At 73.4% G+C, this 19016-nt stretch carries 16 protein-coding genes; 5 read left to right on the forward strand and 11 right to left on the reverse strand.

The annotated features are described in order from the left end of the window. Positions 1-26 precede the first annotated feature (26 nt). A complete protein-coding gene (locus ACLJPY_RS12940; RefSeq protein WP_410589184.1) occupies positions 27-1163 on the forward strand; it encodes a S8 family serine peptidase in 1137 nt (378 codons plus the stop codon). Between the two features lie 347 nt (positions 1164-1510). Here ACLJPY_RS12940 and ACLJPY_RS12945 read toward each other — a convergent pair whose 3' ends face one another. The 6 genes from ACLJPY_RS12945 to ACLJPY_RS12970 all read right to left on the reverse strand — a co-directional run bounded on the left by ACLJPY_RS12945 (position 1511) and on the right by ACLJPY_RS12970 (position 5584). After that, a complete protein-coding gene (locus tag ACLJPY_RS12945; protein ID WP_410588421.1) occupies positions 1511-1864 on the reverse strand; it encodes a hypothetical protein in 354 nt (117 codons plus the stop codon). Next, the gene (locus tag ACLJPY_RS12950) at positions 1861-3129 is read right to left on the reverse strand and encodes an alpha/beta hydrolase (protein WP_410588423.1); all 1269 of its coding nucleotides are present in this window, start codon (positions 3127-3129) and stop codon (positions 1861-1863) included. Before ACLJPY_RS12950 ends, ACLJPY_RS12945 begins: the two co-directional genes overlap by 4 nt. Further along, the gene (locus tag ACLJPY_RS12955) at positions 3129-4433 is read right to left on the reverse strand and encodes a WXG100 family type VII secretion target (RefSeq protein WP_410588425.1); all 1305 of its coding nucleotides are present in this window, start codon (positions 4431-4433) and stop codon (positions 3129-3131) included. Before ACLJPY_RS12955 ends, ACLJPY_RS12950 begins: the two co-directional genes overlap by 1 nt. Then, positions 4430-4816, reverse strand: coding sequence for a hypothetical protein (locus tag ACLJPY_RS12960; RefSeq protein ID WP_410588427.1), 387 nt, complete (start codon positions 4814-4816; stop codon positions 4430-4432). Before ACLJPY_RS12960 ends, ACLJPY_RS12955 begins: the two co-directional genes overlap by 4 nt. Positions 4817-4919: 103 nt before the next feature. Next, positions 4920-5222, reverse strand: a complete 303-nt coding sequence (locus tag ACLJPY_RS12965) for a hypothetical protein (protein WP_003057455.1) — start codon at positions 5220-5222, stop codon at positions 4920-4922. A 17-nt stretch (positions 5223-5239) separates the two neighbouring features. Then, positions 5240-5584, reverse strand: a complete 345-nt coding sequence (locus ACLJPY_RS12970) for a WXG100 family type VII secretion target (RefSeq protein ID WP_410588428.1) — start codon at positions 5582-5584, stop codon at positions 5240-5242. A gap of 217 nt (positions 5585-5801) precedes the next feature. Between ACLJPY_RS12970 and ACLJPY_RS12975 the strand changes: the two genes are divergently transcribed. Beyond that, positions 5802-6791 (forward strand): hypothetical protein, encoded by a 990-nt coding sequence (locus ACLJPY_RS12975; protein ID WP_410588429.1) that lies wholly within the window; start codon positions 5802-5804, stop codon positions 6789-6791. Between the two features lie 32 nt (positions 6792-6823). Then, the gene (locus tag ACLJPY_RS12980; protein ID WP_410588430.1) at positions 6824-8230 is read left to right on the forward strand and encodes a class I adenylate-forming enzyme family protein; all 1407 of its coding nucleotides are present in this window, start codon (positions 6824-6826) and stop codon (positions 8228-8230) included. Here ACLJPY_RS12980 and ACLJPY_RS12985 read toward each other — a convergent pair whose 3' ends face one another. The 5 genes from ACLJPY_RS12985 to ACLJPY_RS13005 form a co-directional block, all read right to left on the reverse strand. Next, positions 8231-8677, reverse strand: a complete 447-nt coding sequence (locus tag ACLJPY_RS12985; RefSeq protein ID WP_410588432.1) for a YdeI/OmpD-associated family protein — start codon at positions 8675-8677, stop codon at positions 8231-8233. 64 nt (positions 8678-8741) lie between these two features. Next, on the reverse strand, positions 8742-9446 hold the full coding sequence (locus ACLJPY_RS12990; RefSeq protein ID WP_410588434.1) for a S1 family peptidase: 705 nt from the start codon (positions 9444-9446) through the stop codon (positions 8742-8744). A 136-nt stretch (positions 9447-9582) separates the two neighbouring features. Next, entirely contained in the window at positions 9583-11499 is a 1917-nt protein-coding gene (locus ACLJPY_RS12995) for an FG-GAP-like repeat-containing protein (protein WP_410588436.1), read from the reverse strand. 191 nt (positions 11500-11690) lie between these two features. Continuing rightward, the gene (locus tag ACLJPY_RS13000; RefSeq protein ID WP_410588438.1) at positions 11691-13703 is read right to left on the reverse strand and encodes an FG-GAP-like repeat-containing protein; all 2013 of its coding nucleotides are present in this window, start codon (positions 13701-13703) and stop codon (positions 11691-11693) included. Positions 13704-13738: 35 nt separating this feature from the next. Then, complete coding sequence (locus ACLJPY_RS13005) at positions 13739-14266, reverse strand: hypothetical protein (protein ID WP_410587854.1); 528 nt, start codon at positions 14264-14266, stop codon at positions 13739-13741. Positions 14267-14900: 634 nt separating this feature from the next. On the opposite strand from ACLJPY_RS13005, the gene ACLJPY_RS13010 reads away from it, so the two are divergent. After that, positions 14901-18671, forward strand: a complete 3771-nt coding sequence (locus ACLJPY_RS13010) for a hypothetical protein (RefSeq protein WP_410589186.1) — start codon at positions 14901-14903, stop codon at positions 18669-18671. Further along, complete coding sequence (locus tag ACLJPY_RS13015) at positions 18668-18994, forward strand: hypothetical protein (RefSeq protein ID WP_410588439.1); 327 nt, start codon at positions 18668-18670, stop codon at positions 18992-18994. The genes ACLJPY_RS13010 and ACLJPY_RS13015 overlap by 4 nt, the downstream gene beginning before the upstream one ends. The last annotated feature ends 22 nt before the right edge of the window (positions 18995-19016 follow it).

Here is a 19016-nt window from a genome sequence, read left to right on the forward strand (position 1 = left end):
CGGGGGTTCGGGTGCGGTTACCGGCGGTGCTCGCGGTGGCGGGCCTGGTGGCGGCGTCGGGCGGGTTCCTCGCGCCGGCCGCTTCGGCGCAGGGCTGCGCGAATCCGTCCGGCACCTACACCGGCGAGGTCCCGTGGGGTCAGCGCCTGGTCGACCCGGCGCGGCTCTGGCCGCTGACGCGGGGCGAGGGGCAGCTGGTGGCCGTGGTCGGCACCGGCGTCGACGCGCAGAACACGCAGTTCGCGCCCGGCCAGCTCCAGGGCGGGGCGGGCACCGAGACTGCCGACTGCGACGGCCGCGGCACGATCGCAGCCGGGATCGTCGGCGCGCAGCCGGATCCGTCGACGACGTTCGCCGGCGTCGCACCCGGCGTGCGGCTGCTGCCGCTCCGGTACACGACGTCCGACGGCGGCGACCCGGGCGCGCTGGCCGAGGCGATCGACAAGGCCGTGGACCGGCGGGCGGGCGTGATCCTGATCGCCGTGCCGACGGCCGCGGACAGCCCGGCGTTGTCGGCGGCGGTTTCGCGGGCGCGGACGGCGGGGGCGGTGGTCGTCTCGGCGGCGTCGGCGACCCAGCAGGGCGCGCGGACGTTCCCGACGGCGACGTCCGGGGTGCTGGCCGTCGGGTCGGTGAACCCCGCGGGCGAGCCGGTGCAGACGGAAGCGGGGGACTACCTCGGCGTCGCGGCGCCGGGCGCGAACCTGGTGAGCACGTCGGCGGGAGCGGGCGGCGCGGTGGCCCACCGCTGGCCGGTGACCGACCCGAGCCTCGCGGCGGCCTACGTCGCCGGGGTGGCGGCCTTGGTGCGGGCGTACCACCCGTCGCTGTCCGGCGACCAGGTCGTCACGCGCCTGACGTTGACGGCCCACCGCCCGTCGTCCGGCGGGCACGACCCGCGGCTGGGCTGGGGAGTGCTGGACGCGTACGCGGCGGTGTCGTCCACCCTGCCGGCGGACGTTTCGCCGCCGGGCGTGGTTCCCGCTCCGGCCTCGGCTCCCGCCGTGGTCCCGGCCGCCGCTCCCGCCCCGCACCGGCCCGACGTCGCGGCGGGCACGCTCGCGCTGGCCGGGGTCGCGTTGGCCGCGGCCGCCGGGGTGACCGTGGCGGCGGTCCGCCGCGCCCGCCGCCGAGCCTGGCGCCCCACCCGCTTCACCCCGTGATGCCCGCCCAATCACGAGTGATGCCCCTCCGATCACGAGTGATGCCCGCTCGATCACGCGAGATCCGCCTTCCGTCACGCGAGTTCCGTCCCTGATCACGCGAGTTCCGCTTCTGCACACGCGAGTCCCGCGTACCGGAACAGTCGACTTGCGTACCTAGAGGGTCGACTTGCGTACCTGGAGGGTCGGATGCCGCGGTCAAGGACGGGACTCGGGATCCGCGTGATCAGAGACGGGACTCGCGTGATTCGGGACGGGATTCGTGTGATTGGGGACGGGACTCGTGTGATTGGAGGGGGATCTCGCGTGACTGGAGGGGCATCACGTGTGATTGGCGGGGCATCGCGTCAGGCGGGGACGGGGCGGGTGGAGCCGATGATCGTGACAGCGCTCGCGATGTGGACCGTGAAGTCCGCGCCTTCGCGGGTGAAGCGGGTGATGTGCTCGGCGGGGGTGCTGCGGTCGTGGGACTGCCAGCCGGCGCGGTGCAGCTCCGGGACGTACGACGCCAGGCGGGCTTCCGGGGACGCCGGGTGTTCCACCCGGACCCCGTACTGCCAGCACAGCAGGCGTCCCGGGTGGGTCGGGTCGCAGTCCAGTTCGCCCGAGACCGTCGGGTCCGCCGGCGCGCCGAAGGCCGCCGCGACGTCGTCGATCACCGTGGTCAGCTCGGCCGCCAGGCGGGTCAGTTCCGGGGTCACCGCAGGTCACCGCCCGAGGTGAGGACGCGGTAGATGTTCGTCCACGAGTCCGAACCCGGCTTCAGGACGTCGTTGTGCGACGACACGCCCCACAACGGCGAACCGGAAGCGTCGTTGCCGGTGCCGAGCTCGGTGACGCCGGGGAAGACGTCCGGGTCCGCGCCGTGGCCGATGCCCGTCCACTCCAGGCCCCACGCGTTGCCCTGGGCGAGCACGATCGGGTCGAGCGGCGCCGTCATCGAGAACCGCCGGACCCCCGCCTGGCTCGGCGGCAGGTCGGCCGGGGACCACACGCCGTGGCCCATGCCGGCCGACTCGACGTGCAGGACACGGTCGACGTCGAGGCCGTGCGCCTCCGCCAGCCCGACCGTCGCCCCGCCGTAGCTGTGCCCGATCGCGGTCAGCGTGACGCCGGAACCGGCGTGGCCCGCGATCTCGCCGCGCAGGTCGTCGGCGAAGTGCTTCAGGTCCGGCGCCATCGCCTGCGCGTAGCTCGCGTCCGGCCCCTGCGCCACCGGGCCCTGCGGGAACACCCCGTCGGCCCAGACGACGACCGCGGTGCGCCCGGACGGGTCCGCGGCCACCAGGCTGCGCCCGAGGCCGGCGTAGGCGTCGAAGTTCGCCATCTGCGTGTTGACGCCGGGCACGAACAGCCCGACGTTGCGCGTCCCCGGCTCGATGTGCCCGACGAGCTCGGCGATCCGGCCGTTGCCCGCCGGGTCGAACCGGAGGATCTGCCGGTCGTGCGCGAGGATGTCTTCGTACAGCTTGATCCGCGCCCGCGACCGCGCGATCTCGTCGCCGTCGGTCGACGCGGCCAGCCGCGCCCGCTCGGCGGTCAGCGCGTCGGCGACCTTGACGCGGTTGCCCGCGATCGCGTGCGCCCACGCCCCGGTGTCCGCCGTACCACCGATCCCGGCGGGATTCCCGGCCCGCGGCAACGGGTCCTCGGGCAGCAGCGCCCGGTACATCGCCGCGACCTGCGCGTCGGCGCGCCGGTACCCGGCGGCGCACGCGGTGAGTCCACTTTGGATGATCCGCAGCCGGGCCACGTGCGACTCGAGCTTCGCACCGAGCTCCGTCATGGTCTTCTCGAACGTCTTGGCCGCGGCGGCGGACTCGCCCACCCGGCCGAACGCGGTGGCCGGCACCTTCTCGCCCGCCACCGCCGACTGCGCCTGCGCGAGCGCCTCGGCGCGGGAACCGGACTCGCCGGCGACCGCGTCGAGGCGGGCCGGGGCCACGCGGTAGCCCGCCGCGGTCATCAGACGCCGTCTTCGCCGATGACCGGCGGCGCGACCGGCGCCGACTGGCCCCAGACGTTCTCCGTCTCCACCAGCCACGCCGGGATCCGCCGCCCGGAGCCCATGTCCCCGCCGCCGCCCATGCCCATCGGCATCATGGGCATCATCGGCATCGCGCTCTTGGCCGCCGCCGCGCCCGCGGCACCGGCCGCACTGCCGGCGAGCCCGCTCAGCGCGTTGCCCGCGCCGCCGTCGCCGGCCAGGCCGGAGTGCGCCGCCGGTGCTTCGCCGGGACCGGTCAGCCCGCCACCGACCGGGACGCCACCGCCGCCACCGCCGAACGAAGGCGCGTCACCGCCGCCGATCGGGATGCCGCCGCCGGTGCCACCCTCGACGCCGGCGCCGCCCCCGCCGAGCTTCGTGCCCGGCGGCTGGTCCTCGTCGTCCTTCGGGTCCTTGCCGGTCGCCCAGGACGGCACCTTCGGCATGATCGAGCCGAACCGGCCGAACGCGGCGGCCGAAGCCGCGGCGAGCCCGGCGGTGAACATGTCGCCGAACAGCGGGTTCGACGTCGGCACGGTCGTGCCCGGCACCACGGTCGTCCCGCCCGCGCCGGGCAGCGGGTGCCCGTCGGTGGGCGTGACGACGACGCCGGGTGCGGTCAGGCCGTTGCCGACGAGCCCCGGCGAACCGGTGCTGCCCGCGCCGCCGCCGGCCGGCGGGGTGGTGGGCGTCTGCACGGCGTTCGGCGAAGCCGGGATCGACTCCTCGGCGACGGTGTACTCCCCGGCCAGCTGCGTCATGACAGCGATGGCCTTGCCGTGCGCCGAGCCGGCGGCGTTCGCCGCGGCCTGCTGCGCTTCGACGTTCGCGATGGCCTGCTGGCGCTGCTGCGCCGCGGCCTGCACGACGGCGGGGGAGGCGTCCGGCGGCAGCAGCGGCGGGTTCACCGCGAGCGCGACGTCGGCGGGGGCGACGTCCGGCACCGCGACCGGCGGCGGCATCTCCTTCTTGGCCTTCACCAGCGCGTCGGCGGCGTCGCCGAGCATCACGTTCATCGCCTCCGCGGTCTGCGCCACCTTCGAGATGCCGTTCGCGAGGTCGGTGATCATGTGCTGGTACTGCTCGGCCGCGCCGCCGGTCCACTGGCCGGAGAACTCGGTCAGTTCCGAGTTCAGGTTGTGCGCCTGCTCGTGCAGGTGCCGCGCGGCGGACTGCCACTTGTCGGCGGCGTGCCGGGCGCTGTTCGGGTCGCCCGCCTGCAGCATCGCGTACAGCTGCTGGTGGCTGTAGGCGGCGAAGTTCGTGTGCGCGGTGTTCGTCATCCCTTGCGGCTCCCGTCCGTGTCTCCGCCGCCGAGCAGGCCCAGCACCGGGTCGAGCAGGCCGGTGACGGCGCCCGAAGCGTGCAGGTCACCGGCGACCGACTGGTCGGCGCTGGAGTAGCCGTCGGCGACCGTGGTGGTCACGTCCTGGGCGAACCCGATCGCGCTGCGGACCTGGTCGAGCAGGCCCTGCATCTCCGAGACGGCGGCGCGGTGGGCGTCGGCCAGCGACCCGGCCTCGCCGAACTCGCCGAACAGCAGCGGCTCTTCGCCCAGGGTGAGCAGGAAGTCGTTCGGCTTGGCCATCGCGTGGATCTGGGTTTCCAGCTCCCGCACGAAGTCCTTCAGCGATTCCAGGTGGACGTAGTACGACTGGTCGTGCATCGGGTCCCGGCTCTCTTGTCGCACGGACGCGGAAGGGGAAAGCCGGTCGGCCGGTGCGAGCGGGGGGTTTCCCGCACCGGCCGACCGACGTCTGGGGCGCGGGTCAGCCCGCGAACAGGCCCTGGTTGCGGTTCTCCAGCGACTGCTGGAGGTCGTGCGCCTCGCCGACCTTCCCGCCGAACTGCGCGATGATCGCGACGATGTCCGCGGTGGCCTGGCGCAGGCGCGTCTCGGCCTGGCGGGCGGCGTCACCGGCGGAGCTGCCGGAGGCGTACCAGGTCGCGGTGATCGGCTGCAGGTTCTGGTGCAGCTGCTCCAGCTGCGAGGTGAGCGCCTTGGCCTTGGCGGCCAGGGATGCCGAGCTGTGCTGCAGCGCGGCGAAGTTGATTTCGACGACGTCGGCCATGGTGGGCGTCCTCTCGGTCAGGGGTTGAGTCGGGGGAGCACGCCCGAGCCCTCGAGGGTGTGGCCGACCCCCTGGAAGCTCTGGTGGACGTCGGCGTCGCCGCGGCCGTAGTTCGCGTGGCTGGTGTGCACGAGCTGCGACATCGTGTCGAGCTCCTTCACCGCGGCGGACATCTTCTCCTGCAGCCGCCGCTGCAGGTCCCAGAAGGCCACGGCCTGGTCACCCTTGTAGTTGCGCAGGGCCTCGGTCAGCTCGGACTCCAAGCTGGCCATCGTGGACTTGGCGTTCGTCGCGGTTTCCTCGAAACCCTGGACGGCGCGCGTCATAGCAGCGGAATCTGCCTGGAATCCCGGACTGGACATCGACGGGCCACCTCCTTCCTGAAGCGAATTCCCCGGGCGCGGTGGTCCGCGCGGTGTGAAAGTCACGCTAGGAAAGAGGCCAGTGTGGTCAAACGGCACAACTGCCGGTCGCGCTGACGGCACTATTACCCACGCGGGCGGGGGTAGGGCGGTCCCCACCCCGGCACGGTGGTGCGCTCCAGTGACCCCGCGCGGCCCGGAAGCCAGGCTTGAGGCCATGGCAGACAAGGGAAATCCGCTGGTCACGCGCCGCGCGTGGCACCGCCCGCTGGTGGTGCTCGCCGGGGCGATGGGGGTGCTGTGCGCGGTCTCGCTGCTCGGGCTCCTCTTCGATGATCGCACGCTGGTCAACGCGCCGATCTGGCTCAAGCCGTTCAAGTTCTCCGTCTCGATCGGGCTGTACGCGCTGACGCTGGCGTGGCTGCTGACGCACGTGCGCCGCGGCCGCCGCGCCGGCTGGTGGTTCGGCACGCTCTTCGCCGCGGGTATCGGCGTGGACTTCGCGCTGCTCCTGTGGCAGATCATCGTCCGCGGCCGGACGCTGCACTTCAACCAGGCGACCCCGGCGGACAAGATGATCAACAACATCGTGGCCGGTGGCGCGTACACGGCGTGGCTGATGACCGCCGCCGTCGCCGTCCTGCTGCTGTTCCAGCGCATCCCGGACCGGGCGCTGAGGTCGGCCCTGCGCTGGGGCACCGGCCTCGCCGTGGTGGGGATGTACGTCGCGACGCTGATGTTCTCGCCGACACTGGCGCAGCAGGCCGTGCTCGAGGCCGGCGGGAAGTACTCGACGTTCGGCGCGCATTCGGTCGGCGTCGAGGACGGCGGCCCCGGGCTGCCGGTCGTCGGCTGGAGCACGGTCGGCGGGGACCTGCGGATCCCGCACTTCATCGGCATCCACGCCCTCCAGGCGCTGCCGCTGGTGGCGTTCGGGCTGCTCCTGCTGGCCCGCCGCTACCGGGTGCTCGAATCCGACGTCGTCCGCCGCCGGCTGGTCCGGACCGCGGGCGCGGGTTACCTCGGCCTGATCGCGCTGCTCACCTGGCAGGCCGAACGCGGCCAGTCGATCGTCCACCCGGACTTCTGGACCCTCGCCGCGGCCACCGGCCTGATCGCGGCCGTCGCCGTCGCGGGCACGCTGTCGCTGCGGTCGCTCCCGCGGGAGCCGGTCGTTTCTGCCGAAATTCTGAGATCCGCGCGGTAGACCGGTGACCCCCGGGCGAGAGGTGAGTCGCGATGGTCCACCCGCAGGCACTGCTGGACGAGCTGGAGCGCGCTCCGGAGGTCCCCGCGTTCGAACACGGCCCGCGGGTGACCACCCGCGGGCAGCTGCGGGACCTGATCGGCCGGTTCACCGCGGGCCTGCGGGCGGCGGGGCTCGGCCCGGGCGACGGCGTCGGGCTGGCCACCGCCGTCACGCCGGAGGGGTTCGCCGCGCTCGTCGCGGTGCACGTGCTCGGCGCCCGCGCGGTCGCCGTGCGGCCCGGGCTGCCGGAGGCGCAGCTGCGGCACATCCTGGGCGAGGTCGACGTCCTGGTCACCGACTCGGAGCCGCAGGCTGCCGCGGTGCCGGTGCTGCGGGTGGAGCGGCTGCTGGGCGCCTACGCCGAGCCGGTGCCGCAGGGACAGCTCGACGACATCGCGACGGTGGTGTTCACCAGCGGCAGCACCGGCGTCCCGAAGGGCGTGGCCTACAGCTACCGCGCACTGACCGAAGGCCGCGTGTGGCGGCCGCCGGTCCCGGGCTCGGCGCACGAGCGGCTGGGCGCGGGGTTCGGGCGGTACCTGCTGTTCGGGTCGCTGGCCAGCGCGGTGATGGTCGAGCAGCTGGGCGTGTGCCTGTTCGCCGGCGGCACGGCGGTGGTCCCCGAAGGGCTGCCCGACTTCCCGGCGGTGCTGCCGCGGCTGGGCATCACGGCGGCGTTGACGACGGTGCCGCGGCTGCACCAGGTGCTCGAGGTGCTGCGGGAGACGGACATTCCGCTGGGTTCGTTGCGGAGGTTGATCGTGGCCGGGTCGCCGGTGCCGCCGCACACGCTCGCCGAGGCGGCCGGGCGGATCGGGCCCGCGATGCACCACGCGTACGGCCAGACCGAGACCGGGATGCTGACGATCTGCCGGGCCGACGAGGGCGCCGGGTCGGTCGGGAAGCCGTGCGACACGGTGGAGGTTTCGGTGCGCGACGGGGAGGTCTGGGTGCGGACGCCGTCGGCGTTCGCGGGGTACTGGCGCGATCCGGCCGGGACGGCTGCCGTCCTGAGGGACGGCTGGGTGCGAACGCAGGACCTGGGGTTCGTGGACGCCGAGGGCTACCTGCACCTGTCCGGCCGCGCGCGGGACGTGGTGATCGTGAACGCGATCATCCACTACACCGGCCCGATCGAGCGGGCGATCGCGGCGTGCCCGGACGTCGACCAGGCGTACGTGGTGGCGGTCCCGGACGCGCGAACGGGCGAGGCGGCGCACGCGTTCCTGGTCCCGGCGCCGGGCCGCTCGCCGGACCTGGCCGAGGTGCGCAAGGCGGTGGCGGCCGAACTGGGGGAGGCGGCGGTGCCGGCGCGGTTCAGCTTCGTGGGCGCGGTTCCGGTGGCGCCGTCGGGAAAACCGGACAAGGCGGCGCTGCGAGCGTCCATCGTGGAGTGACTACCGGGCGTCGGCGCGCAGGTCCGTGAGCACCTTGGCGACGCGCCGCTGCCGGGTCTCGGCGGTCTTCGCCTGGCCGATCGGCAGCACGAACCGCTGTTTCGCGCTGTAGGAAAGCTGTTCGAAGCGCGCCCGGGCGGTCTCGTCGCCGGCCAGGGCTTCCGCCAGGTCGGCGGGGATCTCGAGTTCCCGGGGCGCGGTGTCGAGGACGATCCCGACCTCGACGTCGTCCCCCGCGGCGACCCCGGCCCGCTCGCGGTTCTCCGCGCTCAGCGGCACCAGGAACTGCCCGCCGCGGCTCGCGACCGTCGTGCGGTAGGTGTGCCCGCCGACGGTCACGGTGACCGCGGGCTTCTTGCCGGCGCCGAGCGCCTCGACCACGTCGGCGGGAACCGGCAGGCCGGTTGCGGTCTTGCCGCCGAGCAGGACCCGGGTGCGGAACTCCATGCCGCGAGTATGCCGCGTGCCGGCCGCCCCGGCAGGGAGACCGGCACGCGGGTGCCCAGGTGCGTCAGACGCCGGCGGTGGAGCGGATCCAGCTGCGGCTGGCGGCGATGCTCGCGTAGTTCTGCGTGCCCTGCGGGTTCGAACCGGAGTTGTTGCCCGTGGAGCACACCCCGACCTGGAGGCCGTTGTAGAGCTCCGGGCCGCCCGAGTCGCCGTGCCACGCCGAGCCGTTGATGCCCTGGCTGGCGATCGCCGTGCCGCCGAACGCGTCCGTGCTGGTGCCCGTCACGCGCACGTTGGCCGTCTTCAGGGTGCTCGAGGGCGGGCTGCTGCCCTGCGTGCGGCCCCAGCCGTAGATCTGGTTGGTCGAGCCGGTCGGCGGGTTGCCGGTGCCGAGCTTCATGTAGGTCGTGTTCACCGCCGTCGACAGGTGCAGCAGGGCGATGTCCCCGTTCGGGGACGCCTTCTGCTGGTCGACGGCGGCGTTGGTGCCCTGCTGGAGCGTCACGCTGCCGACCTTGACGTGCATGCCGGGCGAGTTCAGGCAGTGCTGGGCGGTGAGCACCCACTGCGGGGCGATGATCGTCCCCGAGCACTCGAAACCGCCGTACGTCGTGACGTTGTTCCAGTAGATCTGGGCGCCCCACGGCGCGGAGGAGACCGTGCTCCCGCCGATGATGTCCTGCTGGGCGTCCGCAACCCCCGCTGAGACCAGACTCAGCGCCGCGGCGGCAGCACCCACCGCGGCGACAGCCCTCGACATTCGCATGAAAATGCCCTTCGGCCCAGGTGATCCGGATATCCGTCCCGAACGGGACGACCAGCTCAACGTAAGAGCCGTGAAGGATTTTCGGAACCTACCGAAGTCGGGAGCCCGCCCCCGGGAACCGGGGGCGGGCCGGCCGCTAGAGGACGGTGATCGCCCGGGGCACGGGGACTTCGCCGTTGGGCGCGAAGTAGTCGTGCCACTTGGCGCTGGTGCCGAACTCGGTGCCGTCGGAGAGTGCCACGAACACGTCGGCCGCGGAGCCGCGGACGAACAGCCCGAGGTCCGCTTTCCCGTCGCCGTCGAAGTCGCCGACCGCGGGAATTTCGGCCTGGATGCCGAAGTAGTCGTGCCAGAGCGACGAAGTGCCGAACTTCGTCCCGTCGGAGAGCGAGACGTAGACGTCGCCGACGGTGCCGCGGACGAAGGTCGCGATGTCGTCCTTGCCGTCGCCGTTGAAGTCGCCGACGGCCGGGATTTCGGCGGCGATGCCGAAGTAGTCGTGCCACTTCTGTTCGTTGCCGACGAACTTGGCGCCGTCGGAGAGGGCGACGTAGACGTCGCCGGTGGTGCCGCGGGTGAAGGTGGCGATGTCGTCCTTGCCGTCGCCGTTGAAGTCCCCGATCTCGGGGGTTTCGTCGTTGGCGGCGAAGTAGTCGTGCCAGAGCGACGAGGTGCCGAACTTGGTGCCGTCGGAGAGGGCGACGTAGACGTCGGCGGCAGAACCGCGGACGAACGTGGCGATGTCGTCCTTGCCGTCGCCGTTGAAGTCGCCGACGGCGGGGATTTCGGCGGCGATGCCGAAGTAGTCGTGCCACAGCGTCGGCGTGCCGAACTTGGTGCCGTCGGACAGGGCGACCACGACGTCGCCGCTCGAGCCGCGCTTGAAGACGATCGAGTCGACCTTGCCGTCACCGTTGAAGTCGCCGCTCAGCGGGATTTCGCCGTCACCGGCGAGGTTGTCGTTCCACTTCTGTTCGTTGCCGACGAACTTGGTGCCGTCCGAGGTCGCGGCGTAGGCGTCCGCGGCGGTGCCGCGGGTGAAGGTGGCGATGTCGTCCTTGCCGTCGCCGGTGAAGTCGCTGACCGAGCGGGCCGTCGTCTTGGCGAAGGCGACGGCGGACGGGTCGCCGGACCCCTCGCGGTTCGGCTTCGCGATGACCCGGTAGTACCAGGTCTGCTTCGACGGCACCGACGTGTGGACGTACGAGGTCGCCGTGGTCTGCCCGACGAAGTGCGCCGGGTCGGTGGGCACCTGCGGGTCGGTGCCGCCGTAGACGCTGTAGGTGGCCTGGTCCTCCGCACGCAGCGGCGACCACGAGACGGTGACGCTGTGGTTGCCGCCCTTGGCCACCGGCGCGAGCACCTGCGCGCGGATCCAGCGCACGAGGTCGTCGACGCGCTGGGCCGTGGTGCCCTGCCGCGTTTCGGTCTCGCCGAAGCAGCCGTGCTGCCACGACGTCGTGGCCACGGCGAAGACCTCGGTGGCCCCGCCGATCTCGCGGATGACCGGCCCGCCGGCGTCGCCCTTGCACGCGTCCGCGCCGTTCGCGCCGGTCAGCGACAGCGTGCCGGTGGCGCCCGCCGCGCTCGTGAAGACCGCGGAGTGCGGCTGGTCCGGCACCCACTCGGCCGACGTCCGGCCGTAGCCGACGAGCCGCAGCGGCTCCCCGACCACCAGCGACGTCGCCGGCAGCGCCACCGCCGGGACGTCGGTGAACGGGGTGTTCAGGCGCGCCAGCGCGATGCCGCGGTCGGCGCGGACGACGACGTTCGTCACCTGCGCGGTGCGGCCCGGGCGGCCCACGAGCGCCGTGGTGGCCTTGGCGGGCGCGCCGCCCTGGGGGTTTTCCGGGAAGCAGCTCGCCGCGGTGAGCAGCCAGCCGGGCGCCACCAGGGCGCCGCTGCAGGCCCGGCCTTCGGCGGTGAGCTTGGCGGCGAAACCGTACGCGTCGGTTCCGGTGCCGCCGGAGACGGCGGCCGCGGGGACGACGACGGCCGCGGTCGCGGCCAGCAGGGCGGCCGAAACCGCCGTGAGTCTCAGTGCAGTTCGCATCGGATCTTTTCTCGTCGGAGGAAGGGGATCAGCCGCGCCGGCGGCAGGAACCGGAGCGGCGGTCCGAGCCGATCGGGCTGCCCGGCCGCGATGACGATTCGGCTTCGGCCGGAGCGCCGGTGTCCGTCGCCGTCGGGCCCCCGCTGTCGATGACCGGGTGGCGGCGTCGCGGGGACGCCGCCACCACGGGGTCAGAACAACGTCGACTGGGCGGCGTTGAACGTGCCGTTGCTGCTCCACTTGACGCCCTCGGAGTCGAACCCGCCGGAGGCGTTCGCGTGCCAGCGGAACAGGCTCGCGTTCGAGTTGCCGTAGTCGTAGGAGGCGATCAGGTCCGTGCGGCCGTCCCCGTCGTAGTCGGCGACGGTCCACTGCGACTGGTTGAGGTTCCAGCCGCCGGCGCCGGTCGTCCACTGCGTGACCGGCGCGTCGACGCCGGTGGCCGTGCCCCGCCAGGTGCGGAACGTCAGGTTCGCGCTGCCGAGGTCGATGGCGGCACCGAGGTCGGTGCGCCCGTCACCGTCGAAGTCGCCGGAAACGAACTTCGCCTTCCCGGACGGGATGGCCCCGTTCCACTTGACGTTCTGCGCGTCGAACCCGCCGGAAGCGTTGCCGTACCAGAGGAACAGGTTCGCGGTGTTGTCGCGGTAGTCGTAGAACGCGGCCAGGTCGGCCCGGCCGTCACCGTTGAAGTCCCCGGCCCGCCAGCTCGACTGGGCGAGGTTCCAGTTGCCGGCTCCGGTGCGCCACTGCGTGACCGGGGCGTCGAACCCGGTCGCCGTCGCGTGCCAGGTCAGCACGCTCAGGTCGGCGTTGCCGTTGTCGTAGGCGGCCGCGATGTCCGTGCGGCCGTCGCCGTCGAAGTCGCCGGTGGTGAACCGGGCGTTCAGCGGCCGGAAGGCGCCGCTCCACTTGATGCCCTGGCTGTCGAAGCCGCCGGAAGCGTTGGCGTACCAGAGGAACAGGTTCGTGCCGCCGTCGAGGTAGTCGTAGAACGCCCCGAAGTCGGTGCGGCCGTCGCCGTTGAAGTCACCGGTGACCCAGCGGACCCGGGAGGCCTCCCAGCCGTCGGCGCTCCACTTCTGCTGGGGGTTGTCGATCCCGCCGGTCGCGTTCGTCGGCCAGACGTACGCGCCGGTGCGGGCGTTCTTCAGGTCGTAGCCCGCGCCCGCGTCGTCCTTGCCGTCGCCGGTGAAGTCGTTGCCCGCGGAAACCGGCGTGGTCGCCGAGATCGCGTCGGTGGGCTGGCTGGTCCAGCCGTCGGTCGTCGCCACGACGATGCGGTAGTAGCGGGTCTGCTTGGCGGGCAGGCCGGTGTGCGTGTACGACGTGCCGCCGAAGCTGCCCAGCAGGTGCGCGGCGTCGACCGGCACGTCCGGCGTGGCGGCGGCGTAGACGCGGTAACCGGTGCTGCCGGTCACCGGGTGCCAGGTGAGGGTGATGGCGTGGCCCACGGCCTTGGCCGCCGGCGCGAGCGTCTGCTGGCGGATCCAGCCGGCGATGTCGTCGACGCGGGCGGCCGTGGTGCCCTGCCGGGTGGTGGTTTCCCCGAAGCAGCCGTGCTGCCACGACGTGCTGGTGACGCCGACGACGTCGGTGCGGCCACCGGCGTCGCGGAAGATCGGGGCGCCGGCGTCGCCGCGGCAGGCGTCGGTGCCGTTCGTCCCGGTGAGCGCCAGCGTGGTCGCCGTCGAGGAGGGCGCTTTGAACGTGCCGACGTGCAGCGTGTCGGGCACCCATTCGCTCTCGGTGCGGCCGTAGCCGGCCAGGCTCAGCGTCTCGTCACTGCCGGCCTGGTTGACCGGGATGGTGCTGAGCGGCAGGGGCGCGATGTCGGTGACCGGCGTCGCGAGCCGGGCCAGCGCGACGTCGCGGTCGGCGCGGACGACGACGTTCGTGATCGGCACGACGTGCCCGCCGGTGCCGCTCGGGCTGGTCCGCCCGATGGTGGCGGTGGTGGCCTTGACGGGCACCCCGCCCTGCGGGTTCTCGGGGAAGCAGGCGGCGGCGGTGAGGACGAGGTCGGGTTCGACCAGCGCACCCCCGCAGGCCCGCCCGTCGGCGGTGAGCTTGGCGGCGTACGGGTAGGCGCCCGCGGCGGCGGTGGTCCCGCCGGACACGGCTTCGGCGGGCGCTGCGGTCAGCAGCCCGGCGGCGAGCAGGGTCGTGGCGGCCGCCACGACCCTGGTGGGGCGGATGGACATGTGGTTCGTTCCCCTCGTTCCTCGGAGCACGGTGATCAGGGCGCGGCGGTCAGCTGCAGGAGGGTGGTGGGGGCGTTGTTGGGGTTGGCGCCGATGCCGACCTGGGTGCTGCCGCTGGGGTTGACGTCGACGGTGGAGTGCTGGCCGGCGTCGGTGGTGACTTCGGCTTTGACCTTGTGGCCGGTGCCGGTGGTGCGTCCGTCGCCGCGGATTTCGTAGACGGCGGGGATGCGGAGTTCGAGGTGGCCGGTGGGGGCGAGGACCTTGAAGCAGACGAGGCCGTTGGTGCCGACGTCTTCGGTGGAGCGGACCTGCATGACGCTGATGTTGTCGACGGGCGGGGTGGCGCAGTCGGCGAAGATGATGTGGCCGTCGCCGGAGATGAGGGTGACGTGGTACTGGGCGAGGATGGCGGCGGCGCCGGGGTAGGAGTAGTCCTCGACGATGGACGGCGGGGTGTCGTCCTGGGTCGTGTTGGAGGCGGCGGAGGCGGTCCAGACGCCGGCGGTGGCGAGTGCGGCCGCGGCGACGGCCGTGACGGCGATCTTCTTGGTGAAGTGCATGCGTTCGTCCTTCTTCTCGTGCGTGCCGGCGGACCGGTTCCGGCCGGCGGTTCCTGGGGTGGAGGCGGACGGCGTCCGGAGCGCGCGGGCTGTCGGACCCCGGGGTGAATGTGTGCGCGGAATGGCGATTTTCGCCGTGACTCGACCGACCGGTGAGCGTGGTTTCGCTCACCGGGAAAATGGCGCGCCGAAATGGGGCGGGCAACCGTTCCCCGCGCGGCAGCCGGCCCCCCGACCGGATTTCCTCCCCTAGTCGATCCCTCCCGGCCTGTCCATACGCCGAACGTCGCAACCACCGTGACGGTGGTCGCAGCAGCGCAGGTCAGACCCCCTCGCGGGCAACTGTCCGGTTTCCGGAGATGTTCGGAAAGCGGCTGTTCGCCCGGTGATCCCATCGACAGCAAACTCCGAATATTACCGAAAGTGCGAGTGATGTACCTCACATTTCAGCTCGACCAGGTGTTCGGTTAGTGTGTGAAAGCCTGTCGCTCCGGCGCAGGCCAAGAGGGGTGTTTCTCATCATTTCGGCGCGCTTCGTCAGGCGTGCCGCAATTTCTTTCCCGACGAGCGCGCCGTGCGTGCGGCCCCGGCCGCGCGGGCCCTTGCGGGGACCCGGGGAGGGGTCGAAGTGGGGATGTGGCAACGGACGCGGGACCGGTTCGCCGTGGCGACCGCGGTGGTCACGCTCGGCGCGGTGCTGGCTTCCGTCCTGCAGGTGCCGGCTGCGGCGGCCGAGCCGGCGGCCGCCGCCGGCGGTGACCGCGCCCGCGTGCTGTCGCTGTGGCGGTTCGGCGGGCCGACCACCCAGGCCGCCGCCGCGCAGGCGCTCGCCGGGTCGGACGCCGACGTGTCGGCCTTCCTGACGACCGGGCACCTGAAGACCGAGCCCGTCGACCGCCGGATCCGCGTCAACCAGCTGATGGCCGCGGGCGGCACGGCGCTGAAGGCCGCGGCGCAGACCGCCCTCGACGCCGGGACCGACGAAGCACTGGCCACGTTCCTGGACACCGGCTGGCAGCAGCCCTGGCAGACCGACCAGCGCGTCCGGGTCGACCAGGTCATGGCCTCGGGCGGGCCGGAGGTGAAGAAGGTCGCCCAGCAGGCGCTCGACGCCGGGACGGTCGACGCTCTGCGGCAGTTCGTCGACACCGGCTGGCGCACGCCGTGGGAGAACGACCAGCGGGTGCGCGTGAACCAGATCATGGCCTCGGGCGGGCCGGAGGTGAAGAAGGTCGCCCAGCAGGCGCTCGACGCGAACTCCGTCGACAGCCTCGTCCAGTTCCTCGACTACGACTGGCCGATCGCCCAGGCCCGCGACCAGGAGACGGCCGATGTCGGCGAGCTGGTCGCGGCGGCGGTCGACGCCGGGCAGCAGGCCGCGCAGCAGACCGTCGCGGCCAAGGACGCTGCCGACCGCGCGGTGAAGGCGGCCGAAGAGGCCAAGCTGGCCGCGCAGCGGGCGCAGGCCGACGCGCAGGCGTCGCAGGGCAAGGCGGCCGAAGCCGCGGCGGCCGCGGCCCGGGCGGCGACGGCGGCGCAGGGCGCGGCGGCCGCCGCGCGGGAAGCGACCAGTGCCGCGAACGCCGCGAGCGCGGCGGCGCAGGTCGCGGCCAGTGCCGCGGCGCGGGCGGCCGCGGCGGCCACCAAGGCGGGCCGGGCCGCCGCGACGGCGAACGACGCGGCGGCACTGGCCGCCGGGGACGCCACCAAGGCCGCCGACGCCCGGAAGGCGGCCCAGGCCGCCCGCGATGTCGCCGCCGGGGCGAAGCTCGCCGCCGACGCGGCCAAGGCGGCCGGTGACGCGGCCACCCAGGCCGGGATCGCCGCGGACGCCGCCAAGGACGCCAGCGGGCGTTCGGCGACGGCCGCGGACGCCGCCACCCAGGCGGCGGACTTCGCCCGGTCGGCCGGTGCGGACGCCTCCGCGGCCACCGCGGCGGCCGCCCGGGCGCGCGCCAACGCGGCGCGGGCCTCCCGGGCCGCCTCGGCGGCCGGGTCGCTCGCGCGGCAGGCGGCGACCGCGGCCAACGACGCGCGGAACGCGGCCAACGCGGCCGCCGACCTGGCGCTCGCGGCCGCTCAAGCCGCCGACGAAGCCGCGGCGCACGCGGGTGAATCCGCCGACGCGGCACGGGAAGCGACCGAGCACGCGAACGCCGCCAGCCAGGCTGCGGAGGCCGCCGCGACCGCCGCGACCCAGGCCAAAGCCGTCTTCGACGCCGCGCGCCGGGCCGACGACGAGCGGATGGCCGTCGAGGCGGAGCAGGCGGACGAGGACGCCCTGGAGCTGACGTCGGCGCTGTCGGCCCAGCCGGCCACCGTCGCGTGGGACGCCCCGCAGGCCGACCACGGCACGGCCGAGACCAACCGGCTGATCGCCGAAGCGAACGCGCCCACCACGGATCCGGCGCTGGTGCAGGCCGACGCCCGCAAGGTCGCGCTGGCACTGGCTTCCTCCGACGGCCCGTGGACCCGGGCGGCCGCGACCGCGGCCCTGACCGCCTCGGACCCGGAGGCCGTGGCCTACGTCAAGGGCGGCGTCCAGGCGGCCGCCGGTCAGGACGACCGCGTGGTGCTCGCGGACCTGAAGGTGACCGGCACCGCCGCCATGCAGAAAGCCGCGGACGCCGCGCTGGCCGGTTCGGACGCGGACGTCCAGCGCTTCCTCGCGACGCGCGACTACCGGGGCCGGTACGCCGAAGACCGGATGAAGGTCAACCAGATCATGGCCGCGTCGCAGCAGGCCGGCGGCGTCGCGGTGCCGGCCGCCGCGCAGCGCGCGCTCGACGAGGACACGAGCGCGTCCCTGCGCGCCTTCCTCGACTCGGGCCAGTACAGCGCCCAGGCCAGTGACGAGCGGGTGAAGGTCAACCGGCTGCTGGCGGCCGGGGGACCGGAGGTCCGCGCGCAGGCCCAGGCGGCGCTCGACGGGCCGCCGGCCTTCCTGCACCAGTTCCTCGAGAGCGGGCAGTACGCCGCGGCGCGGCGGGACCAGAACACGGCGGCGCACAACGCGCTCGTCGCGGGCCTGGTGCTGCAGGCGGCGGAGACGGCGGCCACGGCGGCGCAGAACGCCAACGACGCCCAAGCCGCCGCCGCGCGGGCCCGCAACGCGGCCGCCGACGCGGACAACTACGCCCGGCAGGCCGCGGTGGCCGCCGACCAGGCGGCCGACTACGCCCGGCAGGCCGCGCAGTCGGCCACGGACGCGGAGAACTCCGCGCGCGCCGCGGCCGAATCCGCGCGGACCGCGGCGGCCGCCGCGGACTCGGCTCGGGCGTCGGCGCAGAAGGCCACGCACTTCGCCCTGTCGGCCCAGGCCTCCGCGAGCGAGGCCGCGCGCTACGCCTCCGAGGCGTACGGCGCGTCGAAGCGCGCGTACGACTCGGCCAAGAACGCCGGCGACGACGCCCAGAAGGCGCTCGACGCCGCGAAAGCCGCGGGAGACGCGGCGAAGGTGAAGGTCGACGCCGAGCGGGACGCTCTGCGCAAGCAGCGTGAACAGGCGTGCTTCGCGAAGTTTCCCGACGCCGCCAGCAGCGACTACCAGGACTGCGTGCTGATCGTCACCGGGACGGACTCCGACCGGGCCCGGATCATGCTGAGCCGCGGGCAGGCCTGCCTGGACTGGAACGTGCAGGGCAGCCCGCAGTTCAACCGCTGTGTCATGCCGCAGAACATCTTCGCCGTCGACTTCGTGCCGCAGACGTGGATGCAGTACCTGCCCACGATCGAGCAGTGGAAGCAGTCGCAAGAGCGGGCCGACACGCTGCTGGGCATCCTGGCCATCACCATCGGCGGGATCGTGCTGACCGCGGCGTGCGGCCCGTGCGGCGAGATCATCGGCGGGCTGCTCCTCTCCCTGGTGCCCGAAGGCGCGGCCTTCATGCCGTTCCTGACCACGGCCGCGGCGCTCTCCGCCGAGGCGGCCGCGGGCGCGGTCGCCTTCCGGACCGCGATGGCCGAGCTCGAGGCGGCGAGCGTGGAGGCGGAAGCCCTCGACGCGGCCTTGGCCGCGCAGACGGCCAAGCTCGCCCAGCTGGCCGAGGAGCAACGGGTCTACCAGCTCGGCGTCGACCCGGCGGTCGGCGCCTACCGGGCCTCGGAAGCCGAGACGGCCGTGCGGGTGGAGCAACAGCTCGGGATCCAGCTGCAGCGTGCGCCCAAGGGCGCTTCCTACGACTGGGTGGGCAGCGACGGGTTCACCTACGACGCCGTCGGCAACTTCCCGGGTAGGTTCTTCGACCAGCAGTGGGAGAATCTGAAGTCCCAGATCCTCCGGCACATCAACGAGAAGGCGGAGCGCGTCCCGGTGGATGTTTCGCAGTTCAGCCCCGAGCAGATCCAGCAGGTCCGCGACTTCATCGCGCCGCTCGGCCCGAACGTGTTCATCGTGGGCGCGTGATGTCCGGGGAGATCGGGCGGTCCGGCTCGGCGGACTGGTGGAGCGCGTCCAGCGGCACGTACTACTGGGTCTTGGACTACCTCGCCGCGGAAGTCACCGACGGCGAAGTGGCGGAGCAGTTCCGGGCGGCCACCACCCACGGCTTCCGGACGGTCGACCTCGGCCACCTCACCCCGGCGCAGCGGCGGGAGGTCCTGGACCTGATCCAGGGCCCGCTGGCCCCGGCGGCGGCGGCCCGGTTCCCGGGCCCCGACGGCGAGGCGGTCCGCAAGTGGGTCGACGAGCTCAAGAAGGTGGCGCCGTCCTGGGCGGATGCCGGATGATCCTGCCGGTTCCCCGCCCGCT

Source organism: Amycolatopsis sp. lyj-23, from assembly GCF_046549135.1.
Classification (GTDB): Bacteria; Actinomycetota; Actinomycetes; order Mycobacteriales; family Pseudonocardiaceae; genus Amycolatopsis.

What these genes read in the sequence shown, in the direction of transcription:
- ACLJPY_RS12990 (WP_410588434.1), bottom strand. Translation starts at nt 9,446, where the DNA reads ATGCGAATGTCGAGGGCTGTCGCCGCGGTGGGTGCTGCCGCCGCGGCG.
- ACLJPY_RS13005 (WP_410587854.1), bottom strand. Translation starts at nt 14,266, where the DNA reads ATGCACTTCACCAAGAAGATCGCCGTCACGGCCGTCGCCGCGGCCGCA.
- ACLJPY_RS12995 (WP_410588436.1), bottom strand. Translation starts at nt 11,499, where the DNA reads ATGCGAACTGCACTGAGACTCACGGCGGTTTCGGCCGCCCTGCTGGCC.
- ACLJPY_RS12980 (WP_410588430.1), top strand. Translation starts at nt 6,824, where the DNA reads ATGGTCCACCCGCAGGCACTGCTGGACGAGCTGGAGCGCGCTCCGGAG.
- ACLJPY_RS12960 (WP_410588427.1), bottom strand. Translation starts at nt 4,816, where the DNA reads ATGCACGACCAGTCGTACTACGTCCACCTGGAATCGCTGAAGGACTTC.
- ACLJPY_RS13010 (WP_410589186.1), top strand. Translation starts at nt 14,901, where the DNA reads ATGTGGCAACGGACGCGGGACCGGTTCGCCGTGGCGACCGCGGTGGTC.
- ACLJPY_RS12985 (WP_410588432.1), bottom strand. Translation starts at nt 8,677, where the DNA reads ATGGAGTTCCGCACCCGGGTCCTGCTCGGCGGCAAGACCGCAACCGGC.
- ACLJPY_RS13000 (WP_410588438.1), bottom strand. Translation starts at nt 13,703, where the DNA reads ATGTCCATCCGCCCCACCAGGGTCGTGGCGGCCGCCACGACCCTGCTC.
- ACLJPY_RS12970 (WP_410588428.1), bottom strand. Translation starts at nt 5,584, where the DNA reads ATGTCCAGTCCGGGATTCCAGGCAGATTCCGCTGCTATGACGCGCGCC.
- ACLJPY_RS12950 (WP_410588423.1), bottom strand. Translation starts at nt 3,129, where the DNA reads ATGACCGCGGCGGGCTACCGCGTGGCCCCGGCCCGCCTCGACGCGGTC.
- ACLJPY_RS12955 (WP_410588425.1), bottom strand. Translation starts at nt 4,433, where the DNA reads ATGACGAACACCGCGCACACGAACTTCGCCGCCTACAGCCACCAGCAG.
- ACLJPY_RS12975 (WP_410588429.1), top strand. Translation starts at nt 5,802, where the DNA reads ATGGCAGACAAGGGAAATCCGCTGGTCACGCGCCGCGCGTGGCACCGC.
- ACLJPY_RS12965 (WP_003057455.1), bottom strand. Translation starts at nt 5,222, where the DNA reads ATGGCCGACGTCGTCGAAATCAACTTCGCCGCGCTGCAGCACAGCTCG.